Below are 14,051 nucleotides of genomic sequence, written 5' to 3' on the forward strand. Positions count from 1 at the left end.
AGGTTCGCGTCAGTTGTCTCTTAGTTGCTAACAGGAATACTAGATGTAGTTGATAAAAGTTTCAACCACACAAGATATAGGAAAATGCGATTAATTTATTCCAGGTGATGAGCGCGACGGGAAGGGGAGCCTGTCGGAGTTTTTCATGGCTGAAGGCAAAGAAAAACCCCGCCCGCCAGCGGCGAACGGGGTCTGTAAGGGCAATGCAGGGGGATTAACGACGGGTGCTAATCAATGCGCCCAGGAAGATCCCAACAGCGGCAACCGCCCCCAGGGCGTACAGCGGTTTATCTTTAACGAATGTCCCTGCGCAATCAACGGCATCACGTGCAGCCTGGTAAGCTGGCGTACGGCCATTCATGCGTGCCCGTGTTTCTTTTAACAGTGCCTGTGCTTTACGACGCGCAGCATCCGCTTCATCTTTTGCATCACTGCCCAGGGATTTAAGTACACCTTCCAGGCTGTCCGCTAACTGATGAACATCATTCTGGATATCCTGAACACCTTCGTCTACATCTCTGCGATTAGGTCTGTTAAACATGGGAACCTCCTTTGTTTTCGTAGAGATTTTTAGTTTAGACCATAAATTCGCTTCGCTTGGGAGCGGCACGGCATTTACCTGCGTTTATGGACTTTTCTGAAAGCAGGGCCAATGCTGAATACTGTAAGGTTGCGACGCAGTAAAAAGATGATGAGGAAAAAATATGTATTTACGACCCGATGAGGTGGCGCGCGTTCTGGAAAAAGTAGGCTTTAGAATGGATGTGGCGACGACAAAAACCTACGGTTACCGCCGTGGTGACAACTATGTGTATGTGAACCGTGAGGCACGCATGGGGCGCACCGCGCTGGTTATTCACCCCACGCTTAAAGAACGCAGTTTGTCGCTTGCGGAACCGGCTACCGATATCAAAACCTGCGATCACTACCAGAATTTTCCGCTCTACTTAGGCGGGGACGCCCAGGAACATTACGGCATTCCACACGGCTTTAGTTCACGCATGGCGCTGGAGCGCTTTTTGTCGGGATTGTTCGGCGAAATTCAGTAATTCAGGACAGGCCGAGGCCTGTCATCCTCACTCAAGCTTTGGCCTGCTGGAAGTTCACCTTGAACAGGCGGCGGCAGTAATCCAGGAAGTAACCATAAACCGCCCCCATCATCATCGACAGCACGATGTTTGAACTCACCGCTGCGACTATCTGCTGCCAGTCAGCCCCTACCGTTAATAAAATTGCTACGTACACCGGTGACTGAAAGGTCACGTAGGCGAGCACGTCGGCCAGGTTACGCATCCAGCTTGCCGGAGTGATACGGCGTGCCTGACGGATAAACGCATCGCGATAGAAGCCATAGGGCCATGCAATAATGATGTTTACCGGAATGGCCACCAGTCGAGAGGAAAGTGACTGCTCAAAGCTCATTCCTGAGAGGAATATTTCAATCAGCATGTTCACTACCGAACAATAGACAACCATCGCGAAGGTGTCTGCCATGGCATGGCGCAGGCGGGACTGCGGAGAGAACATGGTACTGCTCCTTGAGTAGGCAGGAAATCGTTAGTAGGGAACGATTATCAGCAGGAAGCCGCGCCTCGTTCTTTCGCGATAGATTATCCTTCTATATTCAGACTAACAACTAGCTAATAATTTTTATTTAGTCATTTTTTCTGGATAAATCGCTCTGGAGTTGATTGTTTTTTGCTCATTTCATTATTTTAACGGGAAAAGGTGAGAAAGTTATTAATTATCAATGAGTTAACGTTTTATTGGTGCGTTATGCACTGCACAATTTTACGCGTGTTTTCGTAAATCAGTAAACAATGCTTGCAGGTTGTTCGGAAAAGGTTTGGCAGGATTTTTTATGCTAAATAAAGGATTTTTGCAGAGTTTTGTACTAATTGTGTTGCGCGGTTTTTATGCAGAAAAAATGAATAGAAATTGAATTTGCGGTGAGGAAGCCCTCACCGCAAAGGATCAGCAGACGCCGAAATCGCCGTCTTCTTTATACAGAGAAACATCGGCGGCTTTCAGAGTGAGTTTTTCTGCCTCCTGATCGTGGGCAGGAACCGCCACAATTTGATCTTCATGGACTTCAAGCACCACCAATTTTGGCCCGCCCACGCGGGGCTGCACTACATCACCAATCGCAAACATTTTGACCTCCTGATTATTCGTTTACAAACCATAGCCTGAAGTGATGACAAGGTACAGTAAGCGCGCTCAATAGCAGCGATTGATGAAACGTCGGTTTGCGTAAAAGAGGGTAAAAAGCGAGGCGCTGGCCTGGCGGCGCGAAGTAGAGTGACTATGCTTTAAAATTAAAGTTCTTTTTTAACAATTGGCTGCATTGACTTGCATTGGAGATATTATGGGTTTCTGGCGTATTGTATTCACTATTTTGCTTCCCCCTTTGGGCGTACTCCTGGGTAAAGGTGTCGGTTTTGCCTTCCTTCTGAATATCATTCTTACCCTGTGCGGCTACGTGCCAGGTCTGATTCATGCTTTCTGGGTACAATCGCGCGACTAATCTTTAACTGGCGGCGTATGCCGCCTGATCCTGCCTGCTACGTCTTGTTTACCGCCGTCTCATTTCCTCCCCTTATTTATGCAAACTCGTAAAGTTCTTCGTTCAGGAGACGATAAAAAAGAGGTTTGGCAATCAATCTAAGGAGAAGAGATGAGCGTTAAGGATGTGAGTTCAGCGGCCAGCATCAGCGTGATGCCTGCGACGCGCCAGGAGACAGTACGCGCGTTGACGGGCAAAGAGGTCGCGCAGACGGATTCGGTTGCGGTCAATATATCGCAAGAGGCGATGGAACAGGCAAAGGAAAACTTGCCGCCGCCGCCGACGAAAGAAGAGCGTGAGGCCACTGAAAAAGCGGTCCTTGCCATGCGCAATGAATCGATGGCACGTACCCCTTCCGGCCCCAGTCTTGCCAGCGATTTCTATGGCGATCCGGCCACGGCAAATGATGCCATTCGCTTCCTGGATTTTTTCCAGCATGCCAACGTGGCGGCAGATGATATGGCTGACGCCCTGCATAAAGCGCTCACTTCTCCCTCTGATAACGGTGATTACACCACCAATGCCATGGATCTCGCCCTGACGCAGGGTAAACTGAATAAAGTGGTCGAACGTTATATTTCGTCAGACTATCAGGAAGAGGCCAGCGCCTTTGTTACGCAGTTTATTAGCGACAAGTCGGCCCAGGCCGATCAGCTAACCAAAGTGGTTCTCTCGCAGGCCACTAAGCTGGCGCAAAGCCTTGGCGACCGTGAGCAGGCCCGTCATCATCAGGATGCCATCGCCCAACTGGCCGAAGGCACTCACTCTTCGCAGGTGGCCCGCAAGGAAATGCTCAGCCTCACCGCCACAAGCGGAGACAGTGAGGCGTGGTTTTCCTCAATGAGCAATTGGGTAAAGGAAAACCGCAGCTTGCCGTATGTCATTGATATTGAAACGAGTCATATGGGCGCGCTGAAGGCGCAGTGGCAAACGTTTGTCGATAGTCTACAAACAGACGCATGACCTGACCCGCTTACCTGAAGCCCGATCGCATCAATAGCCCACCGTATAAACCCGGCCTGTCTGCACGCCTTCAATACTGCGGCGATAGGCCAGCGCAACCCTTGCTGCTGGCACACTTTCAAAGCCAGGAAAGAAAGGGCCATAGGCTGCTTTTGATTCGGCAAGCAGCGTTGGGCTGACAATATTGATGCGTTGCCCCTTGGCCAGCTCGCAGGCTGCCGCTTTCACAAACCCTTCCAGCGCGGCATTGACCGTCGTGGCATTGACCCCCTGGGCAATGGGTTCCTGGCCGACGATGCCGCTGGTCAGCGTAATTGACCCACCCGCATTCAGCGCATGCTGGCCGATCAGCGCCAGTCGTACCTGACCCAGCAGCTTATCTTGCAAGCCGACGGAGAAGTTCTGCGTCGTCATCTCCGTGAGCGGCCCAAAAAAGAGGTTGCCGGTCGTGGCGACAATAGCATCAACATTGCCGGTTTTTGCAAAGAGCGCCGTTACGCTCTCCTCCGAGGTCAGATCGACCTGCACATCGCCGCTCGTTCGCCCGGCGCGAATAATCTCATGGTGGCCCTCCTGGTTGAGTTCATCCACCACTGCACGGCCAACGGTGCCGCTTGCCCCTATCAGCAGAATTTTCATGTTGTGCTCCTGTTATTTGCAGAGCAGCCATTCTTTCGCTAATGATTGATAAGATAAATGAGTCGAGTGTTAGTTGATTGCTAAGTGTGGGTTAGGAATATGGATAAGCTGCGCAGTATGCAAGTGTTTATTGCCGTTGCCGAGGAAGGCAGTTTCACTCAGGCGGCAAACGGGCTGGAGATGTCGGCGGTGATGGTGGGAAAATACATCAGCGCGCTGGAGACTCAGCTGGGCGCGCGGCTGGTGGAGCGCAATACCCGGCGGCAGAGCCTGACCGATGCCGGGCGTGTCTATTATGAAGAGGCGCGCCGTGTGCTGGAGCAGGTCCATCTGGCGGATACGGCGATCGAGCGACTGCGTGATACCCCCGCCGGAACGCTGCGGGTCAGCGCATCAACGACGTTTGGTTCCTGTGTCATCGCCCCGCTGACGGCGGCATTTTTGAACGCCCACCCTCATGTCAACGTCGAACTGGATTTGAGTAACCGACGGGTCGATCTGGTCGAAGAAGGGTTTGATGTGGCGATTCGTATCGGCGGGGCTTACGACGATTCACTGGTGGCTAAACCGCTCTGTCTCTACCGGATGGTCATCTGCGCTTCACCCGACTATCTGGCCCGTTTTGGTGTGCCTGAAAGCCCGCGCGATTTACAGCATCACCGCTGTCTGTCGCACATGGTGTGGAACCGCCAAAATGAATGGAAATTACCGGATATGAATGGCGACGCGACCTGGCGGCACGATCCGGTTCTACGCTGTAACGATGGGTTGGGGCTGCGTATGGCCGCGCTTGAAGGGGCGGGGCTGCTATTGCAGCCGGAGATACTGGTTCAGGATGCGCTGACCAGCGGCAAACTGGTCAGCGTGCTCACTGCCTTTACGCCACACCCACGCCCCATTTATTTGCTCTCGCGTCCGCATCCCAGGCCGCTGCCCAAAATTGCCCGTTACCGGGCACATTTACTGGAGCATATTAACGACTGGGTTTTGCCCGAGTGAGGTCCACCGCCCTGGCGATATAGGGTTCAAGTAACTTCGCGACGGCGGCAAACACCGGTACCACAACCGAGTTACCAAACTGGCGATAGGCCTGAGTATCCGAAACCGGAATACGGAACGGCTTTTCGCCGACCTTCTCAAAGCCCATCAGACGCGCGCACTCCCGTGGCGTCAGCCTGCGTGGACGCTGACGTTGATTGGCCTCGTTGGCAAAATCCGCTTCGCCGAGGGCTTTATCCCACCCGCGATCGACCAGAATCTCCGAGCCATCTTTGTGATAGCGGGCAGAGAGGGTACGCGCCACGCTGTCAGCGCGGGTTGGATCCACCAGACCAAAGCCAAAGCCGTTGCCTTTCGCTGCATGCTTTTTGGCATAGTGGTAAAGGTAATCCCATAGCTTGGGCGACAGGATGTATTTTTCATCCACGCTCGGTTCGAGCAAATCCCCCAGGGCCGGACGCTGCTGCGGGAAATGACGGCTGATATCGCGCAGAGAAAAGTTCTGGCGCAGATTGAGATCGCGGCGAAAACCCACCAGCACAATACGCTCACGATGCTGAGGCAGGAAGTGTTTACCGTCGACGATTTTTGGATCGTTTTTGCCCGTGGCATCCGCATCCGCGACGTCATAACCCAGCTCATCCAGAGTGTTCATGATAACCGTAAAGGTTTTGCCCTGATCGTGACTTTTCAGGTTCTTCACGTTTTCGAGGACAAAAATGGCGGGGCGTTTGGCTTTAATGATGCGGGCGACGTCGAAGAACAGTGTGCCCTGCGCTTCACATTCAAACCCATGCGCGCGGCCAAGCGCATTCTTTTTGCTCACCCCTGCCAGACTGAATGGCTGACAGGGAAAGCCCGCCAGCAGGACATCATGATCCGGGATCTGTTCATCAATATGCGCATAGGCCTCAGCATCAGCGATCTGGGGGTTGCCGCTCAGGGTGACTTCGCGAATATCCTGATTAAAACGATGATGGCTTTCGTCGTTATACCAGTTGGCTTTGTAGGTACGGACCGCATTTTTATTCCACTCGCTGGTGAATACGCACTGGCCGCCAATGGCCTCAAAGCCATGCCGAATGCCACCGATGCCAGCAAAGAGATCGATAAAGCGGAACTGATAATGCGGATGGTGTGCCGGAGGGGAGGGGAGCATTTTGTGCAGCAGCGCCACTTCGGCGCTGGTTAACGGTGACGCGGCGCTTTTGCCATTCACCCGACGATTTAGCCTTTCCCGACTCCAGTCGTTCTGACCCAGCAGGCGCAACTTTTCGGCGACGTATTTTTGTCCGTAAATTTCAAGAACCCGGTCCAGCAACTCCTTGTCCTGTTCCCGTTGCCGCTTGTCTTCTGCTTCGGCCTGCACCAGCAATTCTTGCGCGATTGAATCAAATTCCGACATAACGTCTCCTTGGGTTTATGGCGTGAAAATATATCACTCAATTGACCCAGAGGAAGAGGGAATTGTGTTTTACAAAATAGTTGCCGACGCGTATGAATGGTCGCTGATAAATATTTTGCCGGAACGTATTATGAAACAACAGGATATGTCTCTGCTGGCACTGGAGGGTTTTTTTAACCAGTGGTCAACGCTGGGTATTCGGGAGATTAAATACCCCGTAGCCCGTATCGATCTGCAAACCGAGTCGTTGCTCTCTTTCCTGGAGGGGATGTCGCAACCGTTGACGGCAGTTGCACACCCTTCACTCTATTTCGATCCGTGGGAGATTGCCGGCCTGCGGCGGAATGAAGTGCGTAACTCAGCCGTTCTTGCCTGGTTGCTCGATCCAGCAGGAAGTCACGGGTTCGGTAGTCGCCCACTGGTTGCCTTGTTGCACTACATAAGTCGCTGGCGTGATCTCCCTTTTCCCCTGTCGGTGGGAAAATATTGTCGGGTAGAGGTGGAGACCCATCCAACGGGTGATGAGACCAACCGTGTGGATATTGCCATCGATGCGCAGAAGTTCTTTTTGCTGATTGAAGTGAAAATTGATGCCGCCGAGCAGGAGAATCAACTTGCGCGCTACTGCGAGGAAGCGAAAGTCCGTGCAGCAGGACGCGAGAAAGCAGTGGTGTTTTTAACCCCCCAGGGCCGTGACCCGTTGACACGGGGTGATGTGTTTACTCGTCACGATGTACCTTGTATTTCCTGGCGTCAGTTGGCGGGTGTCATAGGTTCAGCACTTGATGACATCCTGCGAAATTTGCAAACGTGCGCGGATACTTCACCTTCACGACAGATGGCGGCCTGGTCCGTATTGTGTTTTCTCGAACGTATGCGTCAATTTTAATTAAGGAAGAATCATGGCTTTTTTAAATGAAGAAGAACGTCAGGCAGGTACGCTATTACTGACGCAGTTTGCGCTTTTCAATCAGGCAACCGTCGTTTTTGAGCAACAAATAGAGCCTGCTTTCTGGAAGGGGTTTGATCTTTGCGTCAGTCGGCTGGCCAATTCATTAGATTGGGATGAAGATGCTGATTATGAAAATAAAGAAGCGTGCTGGCTCGCCCCAAAAAGCTGGCTGGTGGAACCAAGGACGTATAAGTATTGGTTTGAGTGCCACTCAACGGCCCGAGAAGGCTATGATTACCAACTCGCTTTATTATTAGGTTGCGGCACGGAAGAGGGGGAATTTGGCTTTAAGTTTATTCTTAGCGATAAATACTTTGGCGGAGTAAAAAAGCGTAATCTTTATCTGTCGCAGCATCTGACCGCTGAACGCGTGGAAAAACTTGACCAGCTCGGTTTCAGAGATATTACACAAGGCACCTTCTTTTTGCCTCTGGCGCTGGACCCGACCCTGATTGCGGCCTGTTGGCAGGAAAACGGCGCCTTTCCGCATGATCATGAGGTTTTTGCGCCGCTGCGTGAGGCGCTGAATAAACTCGAACAGGCGGTGGCAATATTTGATGAGATTTTTGCCGCTCAGGCTGATTTGCTGGCGTAATCAACCTGTGTACCAGGCTGTAATAGCCTGGTACACAGCGGGTTTATCAGAAGCGATAACCCACGCCGACGTTAAAGCCATTAATGGAGACATCTCCGTTAAGATCGGCGGTAGTCCCTTCATAGCCAGCGTTAATGGAGAAGTTTTCCGTCGGGTTGATGATGACACCCGCGCCATAGGCAAATGAGGTGGATTTTTCAGAAATGCTGCTGCGTGCGACATACCCGTCGCCGTAGTTATTCCAGGTGGAGTGGCCTTCTGCTTTGGTGCGTGCAACACCGCCCAACGCATAAAGTGACACGTATTCGTTAAAGCGATACGCTGGACCCGCCATCAGAGAATAGTATTTCGCTTCAACGTGGTTTTTAATGGAGTCATTGGCAACGTAATAGTTCTGATCTTCATCGCCTTTCATATAGGTGAAGGAACCGAGGAAACTTACTGGCGAATCAAACTCATAACGGTATTGAAGATTGACACCACGGATATTTTTAAAATCCTGTACCTTGCTTTGTGCATAGCCAACAGAAACAGTGTGTTCATCTGCCATTACCGCGCCGCTTGCCAGCCCGGCTGCGAGTAATACCGCCAGAGAGATTTTAGTCATTTTCCGTCATCCTTTTTCACATATTTATGTCAGTTTTGCCTGATATTTTGGCGATAAAGTTACGTAATATTTCTTCATTATGTAATCGGTTAAAATTGTTGGTTTTTTTGCCAGGGGTGAATATGGGGAATAATCCTAAAGGGGCGATTTCTCACTCCTGAAATTTGGTAGCTATCGCGCAGGCAGGACAGCAAATTAAAAAAAACAGAATGCGTGAGATAGTGCTTGCTTTCTTTTTTGTGGCGTGTCTTAATGGCTGTCGGTTTGATACGCAGACCTATCTAAAGCATCTCAGTACATCCCCTCATTTTGAAGTGTCACGTTACCCTTTTCTTTTGAGTCCCGATTGTAAGCTCTGATTAATCTGTATTCGGACCCTGTATGGCCCAAGGGCTCAAATGAATTATTAGGTAAAAAAAGTATGACTTCTAAAATGACTGGTATAGTTAAATGGTTCAACCCTGAGAAAGGGTTTGGGTTTATTTCCCCAAAAGATGGCGGTAAAGATGTCTTTGTACATTTTTCCGCGATTCAAAGTGACGATTTCCGTACGTTAAACGAAAATCAGGAAGTGGAATTCTCAGTTGAAAATGGTCCGAAAGGCCCGTCAGCTGTGAATGTGGTAGTACGTTAAGGAGGATTGAGTATGAGTCTACATCTTCGTTGCCCTACCTGCCATGGTTCGCAATTCCGCAGTTCACCTTATGATGTGAACGAGCGCAATCCCCATGGCGCAAAATGTATTTTTTGCAAAAGCAACATGATCGAAAATGTGAATTTTCACGCCCCAATGATTCGTCCCGCGCTTAAACTGGCTGAATATTGTCGGTAATTTCTGAATAAACTGGCACAACGCCAGATTTATTTGGGACGAAATAGAGAAGCCGCTGGCCCTGCCGGTGGCTTTTTTTATGCCTGTCATTCCCCATGCCACCCCGCAGCTGACTGGCAATTTGTTAATAATCACGGTATAACACACCTTCTTTGGATGTTTAGATGTCCATACGTTTAGAAGGTAATATGCAAACACAACAACAATCCGGCCAGCTTCAGCGCACCATGAAAACACGCCACCTGATTATGCTCTCGCTCGGTGGTGTGATCGGGACAGGTCTCTTTTTTAACACGGGCTATATCATATCAACCACTGGAGCAGCGGGTACCCTGCTGGCGTATTTGATTGGCGCGGTAGTGGTCTGGCTGGTGATGCAGTGCCTCGGCGAACTCTCAGTGGCAATGCCCGAGACCGGCGCATTTCACGTCTATGCCACCCGCTATCTGGGGCCCGCAACAGGGTATACCGTGGCATGGCTTTACTGGCTGACGTGGACCGTTGCGCTCGGCTCCAGCTTTACCGCTGCCGGATTCTGTATGCAGTACTGGTTCCCTGAGGTTCCTGTCTGGATATGGTGCGTGGTGTTTTGCGCCGTCATTTTCGCCCTTAACGTTATCTCGACCCGCTTTTTTGCAGAGGGTGAGTTCTGGTTCTCGCTGGTGAAAGTCATCACGATCATCGCCTTTATCATCCTCGGCGGTGCCGCCATTTTTGGCTTCATTCCGATGCAGGATGGGTCTCCCGCGCCGGGCCTGACCAACATCACTGCGGAAGGCTGGTTCCCGCATGGGGGGCTGCCGATTCTGATGACCATGGTCGCGGTGAATTTTGCCTTTTCGGGTACCGAGCTGATTGGCATAGCCGCAGGGGAAACCGAACAGCCGCATAAGGTGATTCCGGTCGCCATTCGTACCACCATTGCGCGGTTGATCATCTTCTTCATCGGCACCGTTTTTGTGCTGGCCGCCCTGATCCCCATGCAGCAGGCCGGGGTGGAGAAAAGCCCGTTTGTGCTGGTGTTTGAAAAAGTCGGTATTCCGTATGCCGCCGATATTTTTAACTTCGTGATTCTGACGGCCATCCTCTCGGCGGCGAATTCCGGCTTGTATGCATCCGGGCGCATGCTGTGGTCACTGTCGAATGAAAACACGCTGCCGCGCTGCTTTGCCCGTGTCACCAAAAATGGGGTGCCATTAACGGCGCTGTCGGTCTCGATGCTCGGCGGCGTGCTGGCTCTCTTCTCAAGCGTGGTGGCGCCGGACACGGTATTTGTCGCCCTGTCGGCGATTTCCGGCTTTGCGGTGGTAGCGGTGTGGATAAGCATCTGCGCCTCGCATTTTGTTTTCCGTCGTCGCCATCTGCAGGCAGGGAAACCGCTCAGCGATTTACACTACCGCGCCCCCTGGTATCCGCTGGTACCGGTGCTGGGTTTTGTGCTCTGTCTGGTCGCCTGCGTCGGGCTGGCTTTTGATCCGAGCCAGAGAATTGCCCTATGGTGCGGGCTGCCGTTTGTCGCACTGTGTTATGGTGCCTTCTACTTAACCCGTAAAGTGAAAACGCAGGAGCCTGAACATGTCGCAGAATAATCCGCTGAGCCACATCCTCGAAACGCAGCCATTTGTGGTGCTGGACGGGGCGATGGCGACGGAGCTGGAAGCGCGCGGATGCAATCTCGCTGACAGTCTGTGGTCAGCCAAAGTATTGATGGAAAACCCGGCGCTTATCCGCGAAGTGCATCTCGACTATTTTCGCGCCGGCGCACAGGTGGCGATCACGGCCAGCTACCAGGCAACCCCCGCCGGTTTTGCCGCTCGTGGGCTTGATGAGGCGCAGTCGCTCGCGCTGATAGGGAAAAGCGTAGAGCTGGCCCGAAAGGCGCGGGAAGCGTATCTGGCTGAAAACCCGGCGGCAGGCACGCTGCTGGTGGCAGGGTCTGTGGGGCCTTATGGTGCTTACCTGGCGGATGGCTCTGAATATCGTGGGGATTATGTGCGCAGTGAGGATGAGTTTATGGTGTTTCATCGCCCGCGCATTGAGGCGCTGCTCGACGCCGGCGCAGATTTACTGGCCTGCGAAACCCTGCCTGTATTTGCCGAAATCAAAGCGCTGGCAACCTTACTGAAAGCCTATCCTCGCGCCCGCGCCTGGTTCTCATTTACCCTGCGAGACAGCGCACACCTGAGCGACGGCACGCCGTTGCGCGATGTGACGGCCTTGCTGGCGGATTACCCGCAAGTGGTGGCGCTGGGCGTTAACTGCATTGCCCTGGAAAACACCACCGCCGCGCTGCAATCTTTGCAACGGCTGACCGCGTTGCCGCTGGTGGTATACCCGAATTCAGGTGAACACTATGATGCGGTGAGCAAAACCTGGCATCATCATGGTGAAGCCTGTGACACGCTGGCAGGGTATTTACCGCAGTGGCTTGATGCCGGTGCAAAACTGATTGGTGGATGCTGCCGAACCACCCCCAACGATATTGCCGCGCTGGTTGCTGTTAAATAATCTGCTCTGGCTGACGTGCTGAACCGGGCCCGCAGGACTTCTCGTCATGCGGGCTTTTTCTTTCATCCCACGCGTGTACTTCTCTCCCTTTCTTTACCTTAAGGCAAATTTGCAACGGCATAGGTGTAAACGCTCAATTGGTAATGCGAATGATCTTGATAATCATTATTATTAATACATATAATCCTGCGTTAATTTTCAGCAGCAACAAAGACTGCTACTAAAAAAATAATGACGGATATTTATGTTTTATACGGAAAGGTTCATCACGTCTCTGGTCCTGAGCTGCGCCTTTGTACTGACCGCCTGTCAAAGCCCGGCTACGAAAAATTCGACTATCGACACACCTGATGTTGCAGAGTACGGCTCTATAACGGATGCGGCGACAGGCACAACGTTAACGGCTTCACAGCTGATTACCCGCCTCGGCGACGCGCCGATGGTGATTGTGGGGGAAGAGCACACCAATCTGCAGCATCACCATATCGAACAATGGCTGCTTGAGAATCTGGCGAAGCGACGCCCGCAGGGCAGTGTCCTGATGGAGATGATTGATGTCAGTCAGCAAGATGGGGTTAATCGGGTGAAGCAGGCCAGCCTCTCCGGCACCCCGGTCAGCGCCTCCCGCGCGGCTGAAACCCTGCATTGGAACAGCGGCTGGCCCTGGGAAATGTACCGCGGTGTGGTCATGACCGCCATTGAAGGGCGCTATCCGTTACTGGCGGCGAATCTCAGCCGCCAGCAGGTCAAGGCGCTCTATCAAAATCCCACGTTCCCGCGCGGTGAGCATGCGTCACGCCCGCAGGTACATGAAGCGTTGTCGGCCATTATCTTCTTGATGCACGGCGGCCAGATTGAGAGCGAGCAGCTGACGGCGATGATGTCTGTTCAGCAGCATCGTGACCGCTTTATGGCGGAACAGCTTCGTCGTGCGCCGCGCCCGGCGCTGCTGATTGCCGGTGGTTATCATGCGTCAAAAGACATTGGCGTTCCACTGCATCTGGCTGATTTGCAGGCCGGAAAACCGATGGTCCTCATTCTTACCACCGACGGCACGTCGCTTACGGCAAACCAGGCTGACTACGTCTGGTCGGTTCCGGCGGTAAAACGATGACCTCGCTGACGGCGCCATTAACGTCACCACACCGCGGCTGGATGGGCGGCACGGTTTTGAGCGTGCTCTTCCATGGGGCGCTGGTGCTGCCTTTTATTCTCCACTTTGCCCAACAGGCGTCGGAAGCGACACCCGCTGCCGTTATGGTTGAGTTTTCGCCAGAATTTGAAGTTTCCTTTATCAGGCCTGAACTGCAGCCGGGTATTACCCAGCAGCGTCGTGTCGAGGCGATGACGGAAGAGGAGACCGCCCACGATAAAGACTTGCCAACGCTGCGGGTGCAGGATGAGGCGGAAGTTAAAATCGCCGCCGCGCAACAGCAACACAAACCCAAAAAGAAAACTGAGATAAAGAAAAAGTCCCGGCGCGCACAGCAAGAAGAGCAGGGTAATGCCAGTACCACCAGCCTCGCCGCTCCCCCTGTTCAGACAGTGCAAACGCAGCGTAATGCCGCGCCGCTGGATACGGATTCCGCGCTTATCAGCAACAGCAAAGTAAACTGGGAATCGCTGGTAAAAGGGAAGATCAATAAAATGCGTAATTATCCGCAGGACGCAAAACGGCGTAACCGCACCGGTACCGCCGTTATTGCATTTAACGTCAACGAGCACGGCGATATTCTCAGTACGCAACTGGTTACGCCGTCCGGCACGCTTTCGCTCGACAAAGCAGCGATTACCGCAGTGCAAAGTGCGCGTCCGTTACCGCCGCCGCCAAAAATGATTCTCAGAAACGGTATGCATAAAGTCACTATGCCGGTGGAGTTTGAACTGTCAAAAATATAATAAATTAACCGCTATGACACGCGGGTCATATTATGCGGTAGGCCAAAACAATTTTGGTTTTAAGAGCGTCATTTAATTTATTCACC

Annotated in this window: 18 protein-coding genes; 12 read left to right on the top strand and 6 right to left on the bottom strand. The window is 52.3% G+C overall.

Features of this window, described 5'->3' with window-relative positions; genetic code table 11:
* Positions 1 to 214: 214 nt before the first annotated feature.
* Positions 215 to 541 (bottom strand): DUF883 family protein, encoded by a 327-nt coding sequence (locus ACUY4Q_RS05600; RefSeq protein WP_458046087.1) that lies wholly within the window; start codon positions 539 to 541, stop codon positions 215 to 217.
* A gap of 163 nt (positions 542 to 704) precedes the next feature.
* Here ACUY4Q_RS05600 and ACUY4Q_RS05605 point away from each other — a divergent pair, with 163 nt between their 5' ends.
* On the top strand, positions 705 to 1,049 hold the full coding sequence (locus ACUY4Q_RS05605; protein WP_458046088.1) for a DUF2002 family protein: 345 nt from the start codon (positions 705 to 707) through the stop codon (positions 1,047 to 1,049).
* 31 nt (positions 1,050 to 1,080) lie between these two features.
* On the opposite strand, the gene alaE is transcribed toward ACUY4Q_RS05605, so the two are convergent.
* Entirely contained in the window at positions 1,081 to 1,527 is a 447-nt protein-coding gene (gene alaE, locus ACUY4Q_RS05610) for an L-alanine exporter AlaE (protein WP_458046089.1), read from the bottom strand.
* Between the two features lie 447 nt (positions 1,528 to 1,974).
* A complete protein-coding gene (locus tag ACUY4Q_RS05615; protein WP_458046090.1) occupies positions 1,975 to 2,154 on the bottom strand; it encodes a GDFGVC terminal motif YodC-like protein in 180 nt (59 codons plus the stop codon).
* Positions 2,155 to 2,368: 214 nt separating this feature from the next.
* On the opposite strand from ACUY4Q_RS05615, the gene ACUY4Q_RS05620 reads away from it, so the two are divergent.
* Positions 2,369 to 2,527, top strand: coding sequence for a YqaE/Pmp3 family membrane protein (locus tag ACUY4Q_RS05620; RefSeq protein WP_458046091.1), 159 nt, complete (start codon positions 2,369 to 2,371; stop codon positions 2,525 to 2,527).
* 150 nt (positions 2,528 to 2,677) lie between these two features.
* Positions 2,678 to 3,529, top strand: a complete 852-nt coding sequence (locus ACUY4Q_RS05625) for a hypothetical protein (protein WP_458046092.1) — start codon at positions 2,678 to 2,680, stop codon at positions 3,527 to 3,529.
* Positions 3,530 to 3,559: 30 nt separating this feature from the next.
* Here the strand turns inward: ACUY4Q_RS05625 and ACUY4Q_RS05630 are convergent, their stop codons facing one another.
* The gene (locus ACUY4Q_RS05630; RefSeq protein WP_458046093.1) at positions 3,560 to 4,168 is read right to left on the bottom strand and encodes a short chain dehydrogenase; all 609 of its coding nucleotides are present in this window, start codon (positions 4,166 to 4,168) and stop codon (positions 3,560 to 3,562) included.
* Positions 4,169 to 4,267: 99 nt separating this feature from the next.
* Here ACUY4Q_RS05630 and ACUY4Q_RS05635 point away from each other — a divergent pair, with 99 nt between their 5' ends.
* Entirely contained in the window at positions 4,268 to 5,167 is a 900-nt protein-coding gene (locus ACUY4Q_RS05635) for a LysR substrate-binding domain-containing protein (RefSeq protein ID WP_458046094.1), read from the top strand.
* Here ACUY4Q_RS05635 and ACUY4Q_RS05640 read toward each other — a convergent pair.
* On the bottom strand, positions 5,142 to 6,572 hold the full coding sequence (locus ACUY4Q_RS05640) for a DNA cytosine methyltransferase (RefSeq protein WP_458046095.1): 1,431 nt from the start codon (positions 6,570 to 6,572) through the stop codon (positions 5,142 to 5,144). The genes ACUY4Q_RS05635 and ACUY4Q_RS05640 overlap by 26 nt on opposite strands.
* 130 nt (positions 6,573 to 6,702) lie before the next feature.
* On the opposite strand from ACUY4Q_RS05640, the gene ACUY4Q_RS05645 reads away from it, so the two are divergent.
* Positions 6,703 to 7,461, top strand: a complete 759-nt coding sequence (locus tag ACUY4Q_RS05645) for a PDDEXK-like family protein (protein WP_458046096.1) — start codon at positions 6,703 to 6,705, stop codon at positions 7,459 to 7,461.
* Positions 7,462 to 7,474: 13 nt separating this feature from the next.
* Positions 7,475 to 8,119: a hypothetical protein gene (locus tag ACUY4Q_RS05650; protein ID WP_458046097.1), complete on the top strand. Its 645-nt coding sequence runs from the start codon at positions 7,475 to 7,477 to the stop codon at positions 8,117 to 8,119.
* A gap of 46 nt (positions 8,120 to 8,165) precedes the next feature.
* On the opposite strand, the gene ACUY4Q_RS05655 is transcribed toward ACUY4Q_RS05650, so the two are convergent.
* Positions 8,166 to 8,726 carry an Ail/Lom family outer membrane beta-barrel protein gene (locus tag ACUY4Q_RS05655; protein WP_458046098.1) on the bottom strand — a complete coding sequence of 187 codons (561 nt, stop codon included), beginning with the start codon at positions 8,724 to 8,726 and terminating at the stop codon, positions 8,166 to 8,168.
* Positions 8,727 to 9,147: 421 nt separating this feature from the next.
* Here ACUY4Q_RS05655 and cspE point away from each other — a divergent pair, with 421 nt between their 5' ends.
* The 6 genes from cspE (at position 9,148) to ACUY4Q_RS05685 (ending at position 13,965) form a co-directional block, all read left to right on the top strand.
* Positions 9,148 to 9,360, top strand: coding sequence for a transcription antiterminator/RNA stability regulator CspE (cspE, locus tag ACUY4Q_RS05660; RefSeq protein ID WP_458046099.1), 213 nt, complete (start codon positions 9,148 to 9,150; stop codon positions 9,358 to 9,360).
* Between the two features lie 12 nt (positions 9,361 to 9,372).
* Positions 9,373 to 9,558, top strand: coding sequence for a cold shock small protein YmcF (ymcF, locus tag ACUY4Q_RS05665; RefSeq protein WP_458046100.1), 186 nt, complete (start codon positions 9,373 to 9,375; stop codon positions 9,556 to 9,558).
* 188 nt (positions 9,559 to 9,746) lie between these two features.
* Positions 9,747 to 11,147, top strand: coding sequence for an S-methylmethionine permease (mmuP, locus tag ACUY4Q_RS05670; RefSeq protein ID WP_458046101.1), 1,401 nt, complete (start codon positions 9,747 to 9,749; stop codon positions 11,145 to 11,147).
* Positions 11,134 to 12,066: a homocysteine S-methyltransferase gene (gene mmuM / locus ACUY4Q_RS05675; RefSeq protein ID WP_458046102.1), complete on the top strand. Its 933-nt coding sequence runs from the start codon at positions 11,134 to 11,136 to the stop codon at positions 12,064 to 12,066. Before mmuP ends, mmuM begins: the two co-directional genes overlap by 14 nt.
* Before the next feature lie 244 nt (positions 12,067 to 12,310).
* Positions 12,311 to 13,180, top strand: a complete 870-nt coding sequence (locus ACUY4Q_RS05680) for a ChaN family lipoprotein (protein ID WP_458046103.1) — start codon at positions 12,311 to 12,313, stop codon at positions 13,178 to 13,180.
* Entirely contained in the window at positions 13,177 to 13,965 is a 789-nt protein-coding gene (locus tag ACUY4Q_RS05685; protein ID WP_458046104.1) for an energy transducer TonB, read from the top strand. Before ACUY4Q_RS05680 ends, ACUY4Q_RS05685 begins: the two co-directional genes overlap by 4 nt.
* Positions 13,966 to 14,051 lie beyond the last annotated feature (86 nt).

The sequence above is a fragment of the Phytobacter cepae genome, assembly GCF_054165735.1.